Raw genomic sequence first — 18,025 nt, forward strand, 5'->3', positions numbered from 1 at the left:
GTCCGCGCCTCCAGTCGAAGGCTTGGTTGAAAAAGACAGCGACTTGGCTGAGCCGGACAGCCCTGCGCCAAGGCAACAGAGGGCTGGGGCCGCTGTCCGGTGGACGCTTGCGTCAAAATACGCGGGCGTAACGCAGGTTCATGCGGAAGTCTTCCTTGGCGCCGTTGTCCACTGACAGATCCTTGCCCAACTGCAGCTGGATCTGGTCTTGGGGGGTGACGAATTTGGTCGCTGTCAGGCGGAAGTTGGTTGTACCCAACTCGTTATCCTGATTGACGTGCTCGACGTTGGTCTCACCTCCCCAGGTGCGCCCGAAGCCGATACCAAACGCTGTGGTAGCGTCAGGCATGTAACGCCCCATGATCTGTGCTGCATAGGAAACGTCTTGCTTCAGACGGTCGGCATTTGCGCCATAGTCGGTGTTGTCGCCATACCAGGTTGCGCCGCCGACCAAGTCCATTGCCCATTTTTCTGTGAAGTGCTTGACGTAGGCGCTCTGCAGTTCGAACTTCCAGCGGTTCTCACCGATATTGAGCGCGTCATCCTTGTCATAAGTGCCAGTGGGTACATACAGATAGGGGGCGATACTGAGGGTGTCGCGGGCTTCGTTGAGCCGCCACTTGACCGGCGCGGTCAGGATCAAGTCGCCGACGCCGCGGGTACTGCCCAGCGTCGAGGCGTCACCGCCACTGGAGACGTGCCCGAAGGGCAGCAGGAATTGCGGGTCGATGGTGACTGTGTCGCTGAGTGCGTAGACGTGGAGCAGACGCAGAATGCCGACGTCTGAGCTCAACCTGTAGTCGGAGCTGACCTTGTGCCCGTTGGCGTAAGCCGAGTCCGTGGTGGAGTGCTGGTAATAAATCGCACCGATGGTCGCGCCGACCGGGTATTGCTCATAGTCGCCAGGGGCTACTTCACCGGCGTTCGCGTGAAGTGCGGGCAACAGGGTGGAAAGTGTCAGCAGGCGGATCTTGTTCATTTTTTTATTCCTCGCACAGGAAACCACGCCACCCGGGGAGGGTGGCAAGGAAGTAGGAAATGGGGGAGAAGTGCCGACGGCACTCAGGCGGTTGGCGACAGCGCGTCGCGCAACATGCCGGTCTGCGAGTGACAGTTGATGTACTCGAATACCTGGCTCTTGGCGTCTGACACCGACACTTCGTGGTACAGCCGTAACTTTTTCAAACCCGCGGCCACACGGAAGAACGTCACGAAAATACGCAGGTGGGTAGGGTGCGACTCTGCCCAGCGTTCGAGTTTTTCCACCGAGCGCCAGTGACCGATGTTGTAGCTCACGTCGAGAAAGTTACCGTCGATATCGATATTGCGCACAAACCTGTTGCTGTAGCAGCCCAGGGGTTGGCCGTTGTCACGCAGGAAGTCCATGCCGTCCTGCAAGGTCGGCAAAATTTCATCCAGGTACAGCGAGCGTTCGTCCGCCTCGGCATCCGCCCAGTCCTGGCCTGAACGGATCAGCGTGAGGTTGTCATGCCCCATGACCACGACCCGCCCACCCTTGGCAGGGTCACCCGCGACCACTTTCAGCTCACTGGTAGGTTTCATCCAGTCCGTCTGAGAGATCGGGAAGCGGTCGCGCATCGAGCCCCAGTAACCGTGTTCCTCGATCTCGCCACTGGTGCTATCCATGACCGCGCCGACACCGGGCAAGTTTTCCTGGAAGGCGTACAAGGTTTCGAACTGCTCGGCGCGTGGGGCGGTGATTTCGCGGAAATAGCCCAGGCCGTCACTGAGCCGATCCGGCGAATTCCACCAGTCATTTACCTGGGGTGAGCGCAACCAGCGACAGTGGGCGGCAGGGTCTTTCCAGTACCCGACCACAATCAAATTATCAAACCCACTGCTGTCGGTGTGGTGGGTCAAGTCATGGGTCTGCGGGCCATCGGCCAGACTGAAACTGCCGACGATGTGGCGCATTGACTGCAACGCGGCCTCGCGCTGGGCGTCGCCGCGATATTGCACGCCGAGGTAAGCCATCACCACTTGTTCCAGTTGCTCGTCAGCGCGCGCGACCCACATCGGGAACGGCGGTTGATATTCGTCGGGCACCCGGCGTGACAGGGTGCGTGGGCATTTGAGATGTGTGTCGATTGCAGATTCCATGGTGAGCTCCTCGTTATTTTCGTTCAGGCCTACGGGTGGGCATCAGCGCTTCGGCGGCAGGTCGCGTTTGACGACTTGCCGTCGGTGCAGCAGCGTCATGGCTCCCCATTCAATCAACCAATACGCCGACTCTTCAGGGACCAGGTCGCGCCTCTGCAGAAACCAGGAGGAATCAGCCCGTCGTTGTGAATAGTGTCGATACATGGCGTGCCTCATCAGCGGGGTATGAGCTGCTGTGAGGTGGAAATTAGGCTGGGTGGCGAGGGGGCGCTTTGTTCGACGGGACAACCGTTTGGTTGGAAAAGACACTGCAGAAACTGACGTTGCGCCGTGGTCCGCGTTGGTGCACTTGGGCCGACCGCGTGACGGGCTGTGCCTCTAAATGGGGATAACGGCACAGGCAACCGCCTGCGGCCTGAGGCGCGTTGCGAGGGGCATCGCACGGCAGTGTGACTGGACGGCCTGCAGCGGTGTTTGGCCTGCAAATTGCTTTTGATGGGGGACAGTTGACCGCAAGTTACACCTTATCGAGCGCCTTTTGCATTGATGTCGAGGTCAGTGACATGAACCCGAGCACGCAGTATTCGACCCTTGCAGTGTCGGCCCCCCGTCGCTTTGATTACTGGAAGGAAGTGGTGTGCCGCCATTGCCTGGCAGCAGACAGCAAACCCTTGTCCCAGAGCAGTTTTGATGGCGCGCTCGCGATCAATACGCTCGGCGACCTGGACATCTGTTCGCTGTCTTCGCCGCTGCATTACTGGGAGCGCTCAGAGCGTCACCTGCGCAGCGGCCCGGCTGAAGATTTATGGTTGGGCTTCTCCCGAAATGGCCATGGGCAAATTGAGCAAGGAGGAAGAAAAGCCAGCCTGGCAGCTGGAAATCTGTTTCTTTATGACGCAACACAGGCGTTTCGATTCAGTTTCGGTGGTACCGAAAACCACTTGGTCCGTATTCCGCGAGCCTTACTGATTGAGCGTCTGCCACGAATCGCCGATTACACGGCGATGGTCCTCGACGACCGCCGCCCCGGCGTCGTGCCCTTGCGTGAAATGTTGCGTCAGGCCGCGAGCTCGCCGATGTCGTTGCAGGATGAGCACATCTCGAATCGTTATTCCGGCGCATTGATCGACCTGCTGGTGATAAGCCTGGAACTCCAGGACCTGAAGACAACCCATCAGGAACTCGACCTCTACGGTCGTATCATGCAGTACATCCAACGGCACTTGACCGAGCCGGACCTATCCATTGACGTCATCGCGCAGGCTCATAATGTGTCCACGCGAACTGTCACGCGCGCGTTCGCGCGATACCAGAAGACCCCCGTTGCCGAGATCTGGAAAGAGCGCCTGAATGCGAGCCGTGAAGCGATCGAGCGCGGTCAGGTGCGCAGCGTGTCCCAGGCGGCGCTGGACTTCGGGTTTTCCGACTTCTCCCACTTCAGCCATGCCTTTCGCAAGGCCTTTGGCGTTGCGCCGAATACCCTTTTGCGCCGCAATTGAGAGGCTTTGCGCTCAAACGGCTGGCGATTGAGTGCGGTTGTCGCTGGCCGTTTCCCGGAACAGTCGTGGTGACATACCGAATGTCGATTTGAAGTGCCGGCTGAAATGTGAACTGCTGCCATAGCCCCAGGCATAGGCGATCTCGGTGAGTGAGCGATGGGCCTGTTCGCGGTTGCGCAGGTCCTCGGCGCATCGGGACAACCGACGCTGCCAGATATACTCGCTGACGCTGCAGCCCAATTCATCCTGAAAGGCCCGGTGCAAGCTGCGCACCGAGCACTGTTCAGCATTGGCGATGCGCTCAATGCTGAGGTCGCGGTCCGCCAGGTGGCGCTCAATATAGGCCTTGAGGCGATTCTGTTTGAAGAACCGGAAGTCGTGGTCCAGTTGCTTTTCATCTTGCTTGTTCTTCAAGGCATTGTTGAGCAACCCGGCGATGCTGTCGCCGATCAGCCCGGCCGACTGGCTGTTGAGCAAGGGGTATTGATGGTAAGCGTCGCTGATCAGGTGCATCAGCATGCGCCCCAGCCCGTTGCGGCCACTCAAGTGCATGTCGCCGGTCTGTGTCAGTTGGCCGGCGGCGCCTTGGAACAGCAGGATAAAGTGTTCGCAACCCTGGGTACTGGTAACGCTGAAGGGCTTGCCACAATCGACCAGGAGCATTTCGTCCGGTGCGACGGTACTGCTTTGCTGTCCTTGCTCGAAGTGGCTGACACCGGCAACTTGCAGGATCAACATGCGCGGCGTGTCGACGACATCGAGTGCTTTGCTCAAGTGGCGTGAATAGCGATGGGCACTGGCGGTCATGCGGCAGAAACGCAGCTGGCCCAGGTCGCCATATTCCAGCCGCCCCTGGAAGTTACCGTTGTGCAACGGGTCGATATGGGTGGCTTCCAGGCGCTTTATATACTCAGGCGTGCGGCCCAGGTGATCGCTCATGAACTCTTTCCACTTCATCAGCCGGTCAGAGCGAACGACCTGATCGGTGGACACACAGGCTAGGTTGTTCATTGGTTTCGCCTTCTGTCTTTTTGTTATGGCTGAAGGGGCAAGGAGGGCGCCTTGCCCGATTCTGGCATGCGATCAGAACGGGTAGCGATGGCTCCCCGCTTGCCAGGTGACCCAATGGGCCCGGGTAAACTCATCCAAGGCATAGTGACCGTTGAAGCGCCCTAGGCCGGAGTTCTTCTCGCCACCGAACGGTGCATTGGGTTGGTCGTCGACGGTGATGTCGTTGATATGGGTCATGCCCGCCACGATGCCACGCGCAAAACTCAGGCCGCGCGCCATGTCCCGGGTGAACACGGCACTGGATAGACCGTACTCGCTTGCATTGGCCAACTCCAGGGCGTGGGCCTGATTGTGTGCAATCATCAATGGCAATAACGGGCCGAAGGTTTCATCGCGGGCCAATGCCTGCTCGGGGCCCACTTCGCCGAAGACATGGGCTGGCAGCACGAGCCCTTGCGCCTGGCCACCACACAGTTGCTTGAGACCGGCACGCTCGGCTGCGTCGATCTTCCCCAGCAGGCCATCGAGCTGACTCTGGTTGACCACCGGCCCGATCACCGTATCGGGCTTGGCCGGGTCACCGGTCTTGAGGTTGCGCACGCGCTCCACCACCAGCGCCGCGAAGTCGGCATACAGCGAACGATCGACAATGACGCGGTTGACGCTCATGCAGATCTGGCCCTGATGCAGGAAGCGCCCGACCACGGCGGCATGCGCCGCGATCTCGATGTCCGCATCGTCCAGGACCACCAGCGGTGCGTTGCCGCCCAATTCCAGCGCCACGCGCTTGATGTGCTTGCCGCCGGTGGCGATGCGTCCGACATTGCGGCCCACGTCGGTGGAACCGGTGAAGGAGATCAGGCTTGGTATCGGGTGCTCGACGAATGCATCACCAATCTCCGAGCCCGCGCCGACCACCACATTCAGCGCACCCGCGGGGAACCCGGCTTCTTCGAACAGGTGCGCAATCAGCAGGCCTCCGGTGACCGCCGTGTCACTGGCGGGCTTGAGCACCACGGTATTGCCCAGCGCCAGGGCCGGCACCACCGAGCGCATGCTCAGGTACAGTGGAAAGTTCCAGGGGCTGATGACACCGACCACGCCCAGCGGCTCGCGAAACACGAAGCTCTGTTCGCCAGGCTTGTAACTGCTCAGGATTCGCCCCTCAACCTGCATCGGCAGCGTTGCGCACTCGCGAACCAGGTTGAGGGTGAACTGCCATTCCATCCCCGCCTTGATACGGGTACTGCCGGACTCACGGATCAGCCAGTCGATGATTTCTTCGCTGCGGTCCTGGATGACCTGAGCGAGTTTTTCCAGCTGCGCACTGCGCTGGGTCGGGTGCAGCGCTGCCCAGTCGGTCTGTGCGCGCTGGGCCGCCTGGTAGGCGTCATCCAGGTCAGCCACCGAGGCCAGTGGCATCTCCAGCAAGCGTTCGCCGTTGAACGGGTTACGGTCATCCAGGCGTCGTGTCGAACGACCTGTGCGCCAGGTGCCGTTGATGTATTGGTCGCCTCTGATGGCGTAGGTCGCGAAGGTTGGAATTGTCATTGTCTTACCTTAGGCAGGTAGCCGCGTTGATTGAGGGTAGGTGAGGGCAGACCCTTTGAAGTGTGTCTTTTCAGCTGCGTATCCAGGCGCGTCCCCAGGAGTTGAGGGTGTATTCCTCTTGGGGCCAGACGCCTGGCGCGCGGCTGGCTTCGGTGATTTCCAGCTCCGCCGAGAACTCCAGGCGATTGCGATCGGCATCGACCACCATGAAGAACAGGTTATTGCCCGGACCGTGGCGACCTGGGCCAAAGAACAATGTAATCCGCTCCTTGGCGAAACGGTCGCCCCAGTCGCGAATGTCATTCCACTCGTTGGTTTCGTAACAGTGATGATCCCATTCGTTTTTCGAACCGCGGAAAAACGCCAGCGAGTGGTGCTCGTCGTCTGAACGCAGGAAGCAGGTCGTGAGCTGGCTGCTCTGCTCATCGACAACATTGTCCGAGACCGTGAACCCCACCGTGTTGACGTAGAAGTCGATCATCGCTTCCAGCTCTGTGGTCTGGAACACCACATGCTGCAGGCGGCCCGGCATGCCCTTGCGGTCGGTGGCGACGGCGCCAAGAGACACGCCAAACACGGTTTGCCGGCCCTGGGGGTCGCGGATTTGAAAGGCGCCGGCTTCCAGCAGTGGCGAGTCGAGCGCTTCGACGCTACAGCCCTTGCTCACCAGGCGCGTGCGCAGTTCACTCAAGCGCGCTTGGCTGCCCAGGTCGTACGCGGCCGCGAGCAGGCCGCTGTGGTCGGCGGGCGAGATTAGCATGGCCCGTTGCGGGCCTTGGAGCAGCCAACTGCCGTCTGCCTGCGCCAGGCAGTTCATGTCCAGCAGGCGCCGATAGAAATCAACTTGTTGCTGGGGCGCTTTGCTCGCCAGGTGCAGGTAACACAGGCGTGCGGGGGTAGAAGTCTGCAAGGTTTGCATAAACACCTCGGTGGCTGAAGGTTCAGGGGTAGACGGGGGCCATGGCCGGTTGATCCGCATAGGCGCTTGTCGAGGGGATGCCGAACAGCGCCTGCAAGGCGGCGGCAGCCTGGTCTTGGGTGGTCTTGTCGAAGAGGGCGGCGACATAGCGATCGGGGCGCAGCAACACAAACGTGTGGCTGTCGCCCAGCAGGTCCTTGAGCGCATCCTCATGGTCTTGAAGTACGGTGCAGCCAGGCAGCGATGGCAGAGCCTGGAAGTGCGCAGGCAGGATCAGGATGCGCTTGGCCTCCAGGTGATCCCAAAGACCGTGGCGCAGTTCATCAAGACGCTGGCGAGCAGGGTCGCCATATTGAATCAGGGCAAAGCCGGCACCGATGCTCGCGTCCAGCAACTGGGCGTGGCCTTGGGCGTCGGTCAGCAGCGGCTGAGGAAACATTTGCCCACAGGCCAGCTTTCCGGCCTTGCCGTCGGGCAGCACCAGGCCTTGGGTAAAGCGTGGTTTTGGCTTGAAGCGCATCTGCAGGAAATAGTCGCGCAGCGGCGGCACCAGGCCGACCAACGCGAATGCCGCACTGATCAGGCGAGCCCGCAGCACGGTAGCCGGCGCCATGACCACGCCCAGGTTCAGGGCCAACTTGATCAAGGCCCAGGCATGCCCGCGCCGCTCGCTTTCGTAGGACTGCAAGGCGGTCGCGGCCAATTTGCCGTTGAGTACGCCGATCAACTTCCAGCCCAGATTATGAGCATCGCGAACGCCGCTGTTCATCCCCTGTCCGGCGTAGGGCGGGGTCAGGTGCGCGGCATCACCGGCGAGCAATACGCGGCCCACCTGCCAGCGCTCTGCAACGCGGGCATGAAAGGTGTAGACCGTCTTGCGCACGATCGAAACCGGTGCATCGCCCTTGAACGGACGCAACAGCACGTGCAGGCTTTGCGGGCTGAGCACCTGCTCCTCGGTTTCGTCCGGCCGGAGCATGAATTCGAAACGCCGCGTACGGTGCGGACCGGGTACTTCCACCACCGGGCGCCAGGCGTCACAGTACACGCGGGTCTGCCAGAACGGGTCGTCGTCCTGGTCGGTATCGACCACCAGCCAGCGCGAGGAGAAGCTCGACCCGACCATCTCGATTCCCAGTTGCTTGCGCACCGGGCTGCGGCCGCCGTCGCAGGCGACCAGGTAGTTGGCCTTGACGTCGAGCAATTGGCCATCGGTGTCCTTGATCAAGGCACGCACACCGTGCGCGTCTTGAGTGAACTCCAGCAGTTCGTGATTGAAGCGTGCAGTCACGCTCGCAAAGCGCTCAAGGCCGGTCTTCAGCGTGTGTTCGAACAGTGGCTGGCGAAAGGCATTGCGTTTGGGAAAACCATACACCTTGCCGGTGGGCTCGACCTTGCCAAAGCAACGCCCGCCCGGGCGGGTGAAGTAATGCACGCCGTAGCCCGGCACCACATCGTGTAGCACGGCGGCATCCAGCCCGATCGCCTGCATGGTGCGCAGGGATTCATCGTCGATCGAGACAGCGCGGGGCTCGGTCACGGTGCCGGCCTTGCGGTCGATGATCAGGGTATCCACCTGACCCTGGCCAAGCAGGTTGGCCAGAGTCAGTCCGGTGGGGCCGGCGCCGATGATCAGGACTTGAGTGCTGAAGCTGTTGAGGGTTGTCATTGTTATTCCCTTCCAAAGGTTTCAGTCCGGCTGCGCGGGGCGTTGAGTCAGGGCCGCCATGCGTTGCGAGAGTGTCTGTGCGAGGGTCAGCATCTGTTCCCCTTGTTGCGCTTCCTGGGTGTTGTCACGCTCCTGGATCGGACGCACGCAACTGATGCTGCCCAGCACCTTGCCGTCGCTGTCGAAAATCGGTGCCGCGAGGCCGTAGACGCCGGGATCGATTTCCGCCGCACTGGCGACATAGCCCTGGCGACGCAGTTGCTGCAGCGCGCGGCGGAACTGTTCCCAGGTTTGGCCCAGGTGGCTGGCGCGCACTTCATCCGGGTTTTCCAGGAACAGCTGGCGGTGCTGGCGCGAGGTCATGTTGGCGAGGATCGCTTTCGATGTCGCGCCGAGGAACAACGGCCTGGGCGAACCCCGGGAGTAGCTGACCTCACTGAACAACTCGCCATGCTGGTGGATACATACCACCTGGTCCTTGAACAGCCGACAGATCAGCCATACCTGTTGCTCGCTCCAGCGTGGCAGAGCCTGTTCCAGCGACTGTGCCGCGCGCACCAGAGGGTCGCTCAGGCGCAGCTGGCGGTCCCAGGTGATGATCCGTGCGCCCAGTGCATAGCGTCCGGCTTCGACCTGAAACAACAGGCTCGCCTCGGCCAGTTCGCGTACGTAGCGGTAAATGGTCGAGCGGGTGTAACCCAGTGCGGCGCCCATTTCGTCCACCGCCCAGATCGGGCTGGCCTCGGTGAACAGGTCCAGCACCCGCAGCATGCGTTCCAGGCTGGAGCCTTTGCTATCGGCTTCCAGCTCCGACGGGCGTTCTGATTCAAGTAGATTCATGACTCACTGCTCGTCGGCGATGCTGTTGCGCAGGCGGCCGATGCCGGTTATCTCGACTTCGACGGTGTCGCCGGGCTTCATCCACACCGGCGGTTCACGGAAGGCACCGACGCCACCAGTGGTGCCGCTGACAATCACGTCGCCGGGGGCCAGTTCGGTGAACGTGGAGCAGTACTCGATCAACTGGCGCACGTCGAAAATCATGTCGCTGGTGCGGGTGTGTTGCATCACTTCGCCGTTCAGGCGCGTGGTCAGTTCCAGCTCCTGCGGGTCGTTGATCTCGTCGTGGGTCACCATCCAAGGGCCGAATCCACCGGTTTGGGGGAAGTTCTTGCCGGGCACGAACTGGAGGGTGTGCTTCTGCCAGTCGCGCACACTGCCATCGTTGTAGCAGGCATAACCGGCCACGTAGTCCAGCGCGTCCGCTGCGTTGACGTGCCTTGCGGTTTTGCCGATGACCACTGCGAGTTCGCCTTCGAAATCCAGTTTGTGCGACACCTTTGGACGAATGATCGGCTGCAGGTGCGCGACCTGGCTGTCGGCGAAACGCGTGAAAATCATCGGATAGGTCGGCATGTCACGCCCGGTCTCCCGCACGTGGGTGGCATAGTTGATGCCGATGCACAGCACTTTCCCGGGATTGGCGATCACCGGCAGGAAGGTGACGTCGGCCAATGGCACGCGGGGCAGTGGCGCGAGCACGGCCGGTGTCAGCTCCCCCAGGCGATTGGCGGCAATGGCTTGCTTGAGGTCAGCGCCAAAGGTTGATTTGACCGATTCCAGGTCAATCAGTTGATCACCTTCGACCACACCGTAGGTCGTGCGACCGTGAACAATGAAGCTTGCAAGTTTCATGAAGTGTCCTCTCGAAAAGGAAGCGGGAGATGGCAGCAATGGGTTTAATCTAGTCTTGAGCATTTATCCTGTAAAGTGGGATTTTTGTATAAATCCTGCATTACGAAATAAACGTGAGTTTTCTGTTCGATCATCGGATCCAGCCCTGTAACGCCGGGCAGCCCGCGCCCTTCCAGCAAGTGGAGGGCCACGGGCGTGTCGCATGGAGAGAGGGGGAGCGGTGGCGCGACTTAGTGCGGTGCCCAGCAGCCGTGCAGTGACATGCGCATGCGGAACGGGATTTTGATGCGTGCGAGGGGGCCGGCGGCCATGGCGGTGGCGTCCAGCACCACCAGTTCGCTGCGGCCTTCGGCAATCAGGTTGAGCAGGCAGACTACGTAGCCGTCGCCTTCCTTGGCTTGCGCGGAGCGCGGAATGAAGATGGGTTCCTGGAAACAGCCGCTGTCCCCGGGAAACCAGGCATCGGTGACACCGGTCGTGAGGTTGAGGTGAACCAGCAGGTTGAAAAACTGGAATGGCATCGGCCCGTTCGACGGGTTGTACGGGCGCTCTGGATCGAAGGCGAGCATGAATCCATGTTCATACTTGCGGCCGATGTAGCGGTCATCGCAGCGGGGAAACTCGCAGGGATAGTCCGTCAGCGCCTGGGGTTGTAGTTCATCCTGCGCACTGTTCAGGTCGAATATCCAGCGCATCAGACTGGCGGCCAGGGTCTCTGGCGGCGGTACGAAACCGTCCGCCTGGGGGAAGAAGTAGAAGATGTTGCCGCCGGTGACCGGCATGTCCAGATACACTTTGCCGTCTTCATCGAACGCATTCAGGGTATGGCCCTGGAAGCCGTCCTTAGGTCCTTTGAACCAGCGCACGTCGCGCGCATGGCCGTAACGGGGCACCACGGCAAACAGCTGGGGCAACTCGGGCTGCCACTGGAAATGCTGGCCGCCTTTTTTCATGCGTTCGACGTCCACTGTCAACGGGATCAGTGGGAACACCACATACCGTTCGGTGACCGCGAAGTCGTGGACCATCGCGGCGTAGGGCGCCTGGAACCAGATTTCATGCAGCAGCTTCCCCTCTGGCGATATCTCGAAATAGGCCATGTCCGGTGTACCGTCGCCTTTGGCTTCGTAACTGAAGGCCAGCAGGTTTCCCGTGACGGGGTCGAGCTTGGGGTGGGCAGTGAACGTCGCAGAGTCAATCTGCCCGTCGAAATTCCACTCGCCGAGAGTCTCCAGGGTCTGCGGGTCCAACGCCCAGGGCATGGCATCCTCCTTGAGAGCCAGCAGGACGTTGTTGTGCGGGATCACAGACGTGTTGGCGGTGGTGTTGTTTTTGGCCGCCAGCGGGTCGTTGGTGTAGACGTTGCGGTACACACCATTGAGCGAGCGCCCTTCACGGCGCTGAGCGACCAGGCGATCGGTCAGCACATAGCGGCGGCGCAGCGAGACCTTGCCATCAGCAAAATAAAAGCCGCTGACCAAGGCATCGCCATTGAAGAAAATATCGTTGCCGAGCATGGGCGGGTATTGCGGGTCGGGTGACACCTGGTAAAAGGCCCCACGGATCGCCTCCGGAAGGGCGCCTTCGATTTCAAGGTCATACACGTCGCCCTCGACGCGGCTCGGCGCATACAGCGCTCCGGAAAATTCCGGGGTGTTTGGGAATGGCGTATTCATCGCGTTATCTCATTGATCGGTTTGGGTGGCGTCGTTCAGGCGGATTGGGCTGACAGGGCCTGCCCACCGGGCTTAACGCCGCGACGGAAGCGAGCCACCACCAGGCACGAGATGATCAAGGCCAGCCCATAAGCGCAGGCGGCCAGCCAGCCCACCGCGCGGAAATGCCCTTCGCCCACTACCAGCGCGGCGCCAAAGGGGCCAAGCCCTTGCCCGACGAATATCGCGGCGTTGCCCAGTCCCGCCAGGCGCCCGGAGGGATCCAGTTCGGCGGCCATGGAAAGCAGATAGGGCAAGCTGAAAAACCACACCATATGGATCAGGCACGCCGTGGTGGCAAAGGCAACGGTACTGTCGCCATACACCATGATCAGGGTCGCCACTAACGCAGCACCGAAGCTCAACAGTTGCGGGAACAGTAGGCCAAGCCGCCGTCCGATGAGCCCGGAAAGGCCTGCACCCAGGGCACCCGCCAGGATGCTGCCGCCGAGGATAGCCCCGATCTGTTGAGGTTCCAGGCCCAGGCTTTTACCGATTCGTTCCTGGTACACCCATAGAGCGGAATGCCCGAAGAATAGCAGCGCAAACAGCGCGATCAGCAGCAGTGAGGTCACCCCGAACGGTCGGGCCGCGCCATGGGCGATGCGTTGGGCGTCCGGGTAATGCCTGGGGATTCTCCCGCAACCCAGTGCGGCAAGCAGGCTGGTGATGGCCAGCAGGCCAAAGGCACCCCGCACGCCAAATACCTGCAGCAGCAGAGGCATCGAGGTGACCAGCAGCATGCCCCATAACAAGTTGCCGATATTGATCACTGCAAACGTTGCATCTTTGGACCGGCGCAGTGCCGCGGTCGCATACACCACCGCCATGACCGCGCCACCGCTGGCGCCGCAGATGATCCGCAAGACCACCAGCCACGTCTGGCTGTGAACCTGAGTGCTGATCAGGTTGCCGACGGCCAGTATCAACAAGGCCACCCGTGCAAAGCGGCGGCGGTCGACACGGGCCATGAGCAGGGCACATACGCCGCAGGCGATGGCCATCGCGATTAGCTCGGCAGCGAAGATCACGCCGATGGCATTGAGCGGCACCCCCAGTTGGTCAATCAGCGCGCCGCCCAGAATCGGCTGGATCTGCAGCGTTCCCAGGGAAATGACCATCATCAGGCAAATAGCGCCCAGTGATTGCTTGCTGTCGATGGAGTCGAGCGCATTCATCACACATCACCTCAGTCAAAACTTATGAACGTAGCGAACTTGCACGGCGTAATCGGTCTTGCTGCGATTCTCTACGCCGGTTTCTTTATAGGTATTGAGCCAGAACGCCTTGTCCTCAGTGATCTTCCAGAACAAACCGGGGCCAATGCCAAGGACTTTCTCGCGAGAGTTGCTCAGGCGGTCGCCGTTGACCCGGTCATCGGAAATCTGCCGGAAGTAATAGCCGTTGATCCCGACCGAGATTTTCGGGTACACCTCGTAGGAGGCCGTAAAGTTGGCCCAGGCCGATTGCCCTGATTGGGTGTCGCGCACGGGGCGCCCTTCAAAGAACTGTGCCGAGCTGCTCGCGGGATCGTCGTTCTTGAAGTTGTACAGGTAATTCAAGCGCCAGCTCACTTCCCAGCGCGGTGCCGGCATCAAGGTCGCGGCCCAGTAGGGGTTGACGGAAAAGTAATGGGAACCGGGGTTCAAGTCCTTGTGTTTGTCGTACTTACCTGTGGGCAGGATCGTATCGAAGGCCACGCGTTGCACGAACACCGGCCGGCCTTCGGCGTTGAGGAGCGGATCGAACTGGATTTGCGGGCCAACAGTGACGTCGCCCAGGCCGACCCCGTTGTCCTTGAGTTTGACGCCGTTGTCGCCGAAGTCGCCGTCCAGGGAAACCACCGGGACCAACAGGCTCCAGCCCAGGTGTGCGCCGCCGCCGATGGTGTCCGGTGAGTAATAGCTGAACTGGTTGATCAGGGTAATGACATTGATCTTCTGGTTATCGAAGTTGCGGTTGTCCTTGCCACCATTGTCACGAATGCTGCTGGACGTACTGAACTTCAAATAGGTCTGATGCGTCAGCCCCGGTGGCCCGGCGAACCCGTCGAAGAAGCTGGTGCCGCCCAGGTTGATACCGCTGGGTTGGCTGACGGAGGGCGGTGGGGGGCCTTCGGCAGCAAAGGCGGCAAGTGATACGCAACTGAGGGCCAGGCACGCTGGCAAGGATGGTGTCAGTCTCATTGACGTCGCTCTATTATTGGAGTTGTGAGCTGGGGTAGCTTCCCCTGGCACTTCAACTTTAATTCTCGAGCGTTGCTGTTACTTGTACACAGCGGTCAGAGTTGACTGAGAGCGTCATGTCACGCCGGTTGATTTACCCTATCCACGGATAGAGAAGGGGGTATTCGCAGGATGATGGCGCTTGCGCAGCCATCGTAGTGTGTCCCCATTCAGCGGATTTAACCCCTGCGCCGGTTCTCCAGTACCGTAAACAACAGCATGCCGCCCAGCATGGCCACCGTGAACAGGATGACCTGCCACTGCCCTGTCAGCAGAATGGCCACGGCCGGACCCGGACAAACCCCGGCAATACCCCAACCGATGCCGAACAACAGGCTGCCGCCCACCAGGCGCCGGTCCAGCCCGCGCTTGGCGGGCAACTGCATGGGCACGCCCAGCAGTGAACGGGAGTGCCGGCGGGCCCAGGTCAGCGGGACAATCGCCACGGCAATGGCGCCAATCATAACCAGTGCCAAGGACGGATCCCAAGCGCCGGCTATATCCAGGAACGCCAGTACTTTTGTCGGGTTGGCCATGCCCGCCAGAAGCAAGCCCAAACCGAACAGCAACCCGGCGATGAATGCCGTGACCTTGATCATGTTCAACTTCCCAGTAGATGACGCAGCACAAACACCGTAACGAAACCGCTGGCCATGAAGCAGGCAGTGGCGACCATTGAGCGTGGCGAAAGTCGCGATAAGCCGCACACTCCATGGCCACTGGTGCACCCTGAACCGTACCGCGTGCCCACCCCTACCAGGAAACCGGCAAGGATCAATGCGGGCCAGCCGCTCTGGAATTCAATCAACGGTAGCGTGGCGAACGCACCCCATAGCAGCGGGGCGACGAGCAGGCCGAGCAGAAACAGTGCTGTTTCACTCACGCCCTTGCCCTCTCGCTGCAGAAGATGGCCGATCAGGCCGCTGATGCCGGCGATACGGCCGTTGCTGACGACGAACACGCTGGCCGCCAGGCCAATCAGTGCGCCGCCTGCCAGAGACGACCAGGGTGTGAAGTTGAGCCAGTCGACAGTCATGAAGCATTGCTCCTGAGTGATTCGGCGCTATTGTGCTTCAGCGTCGCCACTGATAGTGGAAAAAGTCGATCAGGCCCTTTAAAACGTCTGCCCCATGGAAAACTGGAAGACCTGCTTGTCTGCGTTCTCAGGTGTGCGAATCGGATAAGCCAGGTTGACACTCAACGGCCCCAGCGGGCTGTACCAGGTCACTCCCACCCCCACGGAACTGGCCATCTGGCTCAGGTCCACGCCGCCGCAGCCTTGGGTCGTGCTCAGGTAGCACTTGTCCGAATACACCGAGCCCACATCCCAGAACAGTGAAGTGCGCACGGATTTGTTGTCCTTGATGAACGGCACGGGGAACAAGTACTCCGCGCCGCCGGTAATTAGGATATTGCCGCCCAGCGCCTCTGTATCCCGGTCCGAATAGTACGCCTGGCCGGCACTGGCATACGTTCCGGTCGCCGGCGTGCTGCGTGGGCCGAGCGTGCCGCTCTCAAAGCCGCGCACTGTGCCTTCACCGCCGGCCGTATAGCTTTCGTAGAAGGGTAAGCCGTCGGTGGAACCGTAGCCGTTGCCGTAACCGAGCTTGGTATGCAAACGCAGGGCGGTGTTATTGCTGACCGGTAGGAAGGTTTGCCCCGTGTAATCGATTTTGTAGAAACTCAGGTCGCTGCCGGGCACCGTCACCGTCAGGTTGAGGTTTTGTGCGTGCCCACGCGTCGCCAGCACGCCTTTGTTCAAGGTCGATTCCGACCAGCCCAGGTTGGCTTTGAAGTTGGTGAACTGTTTGCCTTCGCGCTCGATGAAGTCGTAGATCTCGTCGGCGCTGTAGGTGCCCGGTTCGATACTGTCGTGTTGGGCGGTCAAGCCGAAACTCAGGCGCGACGTCTCATTGATCGGGTAGCCGAGGCTGGCGCCCAGGCCATAACTGTTAATGGCGTAATAGGACACTCCGTCATCGTAGTATTTGTTGTAGTCGGTCTTGTTATAGAACGCGTTGTAACCCAGGCTCACCCCATCACGAGTGAAGTAGGGATCGGTGAAGCCGATGTTGTACTTGCTCTGGTAGGACGACCGGGTCAGCCCCAGGCTGGCAGAATTGCCGGTGCCGAGAAAGTTGTTCTGGGTAATTGACCCGCCGAGGATCAGCCCAGAACTTTGGGCGAAGCCGACGCTGGCCGTGATCGAGCCGGATGCTTGCTCTTGCACGGCGTAGTTCACATCCAGCTGGTCATCCAGCCCGGTCACCGCTGGCGTCTCGACGTTCACTTCCTTGAAGTACCCCAGCCGCTCCAGGCGCACCTTGGACTGGTCGATCAAGTAGGTCGAGGCCCAGCCGCCCTCCATCTGGCGCATTTCGCGACGCAGCACCTTATCATCGGTCTTGGTATTGCCCCGGAAGTTGATGCGGTTGACGTAAGCCCGCTTGCCGGGCTCGACGCTGAAGGTGATATCGACCGTGTGATCCGCTTCATGCACCTGCGGCGTACCGCTGACGTTGGCGAACGTGTAACCGTCGTTGCCCAGGCGGCGGGTGATCAGGTCCGACGTGGTGGTCATCAATTTGCGCGAAAACACTTGGCCTTTTTTCACCAGTAACAACGCCTGCACCTGATCCTGCGGGACTTTCAGCTCGCCACTCAACTTCACGTCGCGCACCGTGTATTTCTGGCCTTCCTGGATATTCACGGTGATGTACACGTGCTTTTTGTCCGGGGTCATGGAGACCTGCGTCGAGGCGATATCCATGTTGATGTAGCCGCGGTCCAGGTAAAAGGAGCGTAGGCGTTCAAGGTCGCCGGAGAGTTTCTCCCGTGCGTATTTATCGTCGTTCCTGAAAAAGGACAGCCAGTTGCTGGTCTTTAGCGTGAATTGGTCGAGCAAGGCGGCGTCGGCGAATACCGTATTGCCGACCACATTGATGTGCTGGATCGATGCCACTTCGCCTTCGTCGATCTTGATCTTCAGGCCCACGCGGTTGCGCGGTTGGGGCACGACCTCGGTGTCGACCGACGCCGAATAGCGGCCCTGGGCCACGTACTGGCGCTGCAGTTCATTGCGCAAGCCCTCCAGGGTGGCGCGCTGGAATATCTCGCCTTCGCTCAGACCTGATTGCTTCATGCCTTTCATCAGGTCATCGGTGGCGATCGCTTTGTTGCCCTCGAACTCGATACTGGCAACCGAAGGGCGCTCGACGACGTTGATAATCAGCAAGTCGCCTTCGCGGCTCAACTGGATGTCCTGGAAGTAACCGGTCTTGAACAATGCTCGGGTGGAATCCACCAGGCGCCGGTCATCGGCTTCATCGCCAACGTTCAGCGGCAATGCACCGAAAACGCTGCCTGCCGAAACCCGTTGCAGGCCATTGATTCGAATATCCGAGATTTTGAAGCCTTGGGCGAGTGCCAGTGAGGCATTGAGCAGCAGCGCAACCGAGCAGAGCAGGCGCGAAAAATTCATCAAGATCTTTTCCAGAACACATCGACGAGCAGCGCCGGCGCGCTTGGTTCACTCGCCGACCGGTGAAGAGCCAGCATAAGAGTGCGCGGCGTTTGGTGCGGTTAACTGAATGTCAAGTTAGGTAAAGGTTGGCCCGGAT

15 protein-coding genes are annotated in these 18,025 nt (G+C 60.4%); 1 reads left to right on the forward strand and 14 read right to left on the reverse strand.

Translation table 11 applies throughout. From position 1 onward, the window contains the following. Window positions 1–112: 112 nt before the first annotated feature. Both AC4PS7_RS15760 and oxdA read right to left on the reverse strand, forming a co-directional pair. Window positions 113–979, reverse strand: a complete 867-nt coding sequence (locus AC4PS7_RS15760; RefSeq protein WP_021491102.1) for a transporter — start codon at window positions 977–979, stop codon at window positions 113–115. Between the two features lie 83 nt (window positions 980–1,062). Beyond that, a complete protein-coding gene (gene oxdA, locus AC4PS7_RS15765) occupies window positions 1,063–2,121 on the reverse strand; it encodes an aliphatic aldoxime dehydratase (RefSeq protein WP_010209150.1) in 1,059 nt (352 codons plus the stop codon). A gap of 563 nt (window positions 2,122–2,684) precedes the next feature. Between oxdA and AC4PS7_RS15770 the strand changes: the two genes are divergently transcribed. Then, window positions 2,685–3,620 carry an AraC-like ligand-binding domain-containing protein gene (locus AC4PS7_RS15770; RefSeq protein ID WP_042571987.1) on the forward strand — a complete coding sequence of 312 codons (936 nt, stop codon included), beginning with the start codon at window positions 2,685–2,687 and terminating at the stop codon, window positions 3,618–3,620. A 12-nt stretch (window positions 3,621–3,632) separates the two neighbouring features. Here AC4PS7_RS15770 and AC4PS7_RS15775 read toward each other — a convergent pair whose 3' ends face one another. The 12 genes from AC4PS7_RS15775 to bamA form a co-directional block, all read right to left on the reverse strand. Beyond that, the gene (locus AC4PS7_RS15775; protein WP_010209154.1) at window positions 3,633–4,631 is read right to left on the reverse strand and encodes a helix-turn-helix domain-containing protein; all 999 of its coding nucleotides are present in this window, start codon (window positions 4,629–4,631) and stop codon (window positions 3,633–3,635) included. 72 nt (window positions 4,632–4,703) lie between these two features. Further along, on the reverse strand, window positions 4,704–6,182 hold the full coding sequence (locus AC4PS7_RS15780) for an aldehyde dehydrogenase family protein (protein ID WP_044287454.1): 1,479 nt from the start codon (window positions 6,180–6,182) through the stop codon (window positions 4,704–4,706). Between the two features lie 70 nt (window positions 6,183–6,252). Further along, window positions 6,253–7,101 (reverse strand): VOC family protein, encoded by an 849-nt coding sequence (locus AC4PS7_RS15785; RefSeq protein WP_021491099.1) that lies wholly within the window; start codon window positions 7,099–7,101, stop codon window positions 6,253–6,255. 22 nt (window positions 7,102–7,123) lie between these two features. Next, complete coding sequence (locus tag AC4PS7_RS15790) at window positions 7,124–8,770, reverse strand: bifunctional 3-(3-hydroxy-phenyl)propionate/3-hydroxycinnamic acid hydroxylase (RefSeq protein ID WP_492179609.1); 1,647 nt, start codon at window positions 8,768–8,770, stop codon at window positions 7,124–7,126. 21 nt (window positions 8,771–8,791) lie between these two features. After that, window positions 8,792–9,610: an IclR family transcriptional regulator gene (locus AC4PS7_RS15795; protein WP_010209161.1), complete on the reverse strand. Its 819-nt coding sequence runs from the start codon at window positions 9,608–9,610 to the stop codon at window positions 8,792–8,794. 3 nt (window positions 9,611–9,613) lie between these two features. After that, a complete protein-coding gene (locus tag AC4PS7_RS15800; RefSeq protein ID WP_010209162.1) occupies window positions 9,614–10,465 on the reverse strand; it encodes a fumarylacetoacetate hydrolase family protein in 852 nt (283 codons plus the stop codon). A 230-nt stretch (window positions 10,466–10,695) separates the two neighbouring features. Then, window positions 10,696–12,141 (reverse strand): carotenoid oxygenase family protein, encoded by a 1,446-nt coding sequence (locus AC4PS7_RS15805; RefSeq protein ID WP_010209163.1) that lies wholly within the window; start codon window positions 12,139–12,141, stop codon window positions 10,696–10,698. A 35-nt stretch (window positions 12,142–12,176) separates the two neighbouring features. Beyond that, entirely contained in the window at window positions 12,177–13,358 is a 1,182-nt protein-coding gene (locus tag AC4PS7_RS15810; RefSeq protein WP_010209164.1) for an MFS transporter, read from the reverse strand. Between the two features lie 15 nt (window positions 13,359–13,373). Next, window positions 13,374–14,366: a SphA family protein gene (locus tag AC4PS7_RS15815; RefSeq protein ID WP_042571774.1), complete on the reverse strand. Its 993-nt coding sequence runs from the start codon at window positions 14,364–14,366 to the stop codon at window positions 13,374–13,376. 218 nt (window positions 14,367–14,584) lie between these two features. Continuing rightward, the gene (locus tag AC4PS7_RS15820) at window positions 14,585–15,004 is read right to left on the reverse strand and encodes a DUF6691 family protein (protein WP_431479726.1); all 420 of its coding nucleotides are present in this window, start codon (window positions 15,002–15,004) and stop codon (window positions 14,585–14,587) included. Between the two features lie 2 nt (window positions 15,005–15,006). After that, window positions 15,007–15,441, reverse strand: coding sequence for a YeeE/YedE family protein (locus AC4PS7_RS15825; protein ID WP_010209167.1), 435 nt, complete (start codon window positions 15,439–15,441; stop codon window positions 15,007–15,009). A 78-nt stretch (window positions 15,442–15,519) separates the two neighbouring features. After that, on the reverse strand, window positions 15,520–17,886 hold the full coding sequence (gene bamA / locus AC4PS7_RS15830; RefSeq protein WP_021491095.1) for an outer membrane protein assembly factor BamA: 2,367 nt from the start codon (window positions 17,884–17,886) through the stop codon (window positions 15,520–15,522). Between the last annotated feature and the right edge of the window lie 139 nt (window positions 17,887–18,025).

The sequence above is a fragment of the Pseudomonas sp. DW-iso3 genome (genome assembly GCF_058725305.1).

Coding starts and splice junctions, on each gene's coding strand:
- AC4PS7_RS15785 (WP_021491099.1), bottom strand. CDS start 7,101: ATGCAAACCTTGCAGACTTCTACCCCCGCACGCCTGTGTTACCTGCAC.
- AC4PS7_RS15770 (WP_042571987.1), top strand. CDS start 2,685: ATGAACCCGAGCACGCAGTATTCGACCCTTGCAGTGTCGGCCCCCCGT.
- AC4PS7_RS15820 (WP_431479726.1), bottom strand. CDS start 15,004: ATGATCAAGGTCACGGCATTCATCGCCGGGTTGCTGTTCGGTTTGGGC.
- AC4PS7_RS15800 (WP_010209162.1), bottom strand. CDS start 10,465: ATGAAACTTGCAAGCTTCATTGTTCACGGTCGCACGACCTACGGTGTG.
- AC4PS7_RS15780 (WP_044287454.1), bottom strand. CDS start 6,182: ATGACAATTCCAACCTTCGCGACCTACGCCATCAGAGGCGACCAATAC.
- AC4PS7_RS15790 (WP_492179609.1), bottom strand. CDS start 8,770: ATGACAACCCTCAACAGCTTCAGCACTCAAGTCCTGATCATCGGCGCC.
- AC4PS7_RS15810 (WP_010209164.1), bottom strand. CDS start 13,358: ATGAATGCGCTCGACTCCATCGACAGCAAGCAATCACTGGGCGCTATT.
- AC4PS7_RS15760 (WP_021491102.1), bottom strand. CDS start 979: ATGAACAAGATCCGCCTGCTGACACTTTCCACCCTGTTGCCCGCACTT.
- AC4PS7_RS15815 (WP_042571774.1), bottom strand. CDS start 14,366: ATGAGACTGACACCATCCTTGCCAGCGTGCCTGGCCCTCAGTTGCGTA.
- oxdA (WP_010209150.1), bottom strand. CDS start 2,121: ATGGAATCTGCAATCGACACACATCTCAAATGCCCACGCACCCTGTCA.
- AC4PS7_RS15805 (WP_010209163.1), bottom strand. CDS start 12,141: ATGAATACGCCATTCCCAAACACCCCGGAATTTTCCGGAGCGCTGTAT.
- bamA (WP_021491095.1), bottom strand. CDS start 17,886: ATGAATTTTTCGCGCCTGCTCTGCTCGGTTGCGCTGCTGCTCAATGCC.
- AC4PS7_RS15795 (WP_010209161.1), bottom strand. CDS start 9,610: ATGAATCTACTTGAATCAGAACGCCCGTCGGAGCTGGAAGCCGATAGC.
- AC4PS7_RS15825 (WP_010209167.1), bottom strand. CDS start 15,441: ATGACTGTCGACTGGCTCAACTTCACACCCTGGTCGTCTCTGGCAGGC.
- AC4PS7_RS15775 (WP_010209154.1), bottom strand. CDS start 4,631: ATGAACAACCTAGCCTGTGTGTCCACCGATCAGGTCGTTCGCTCTGAC.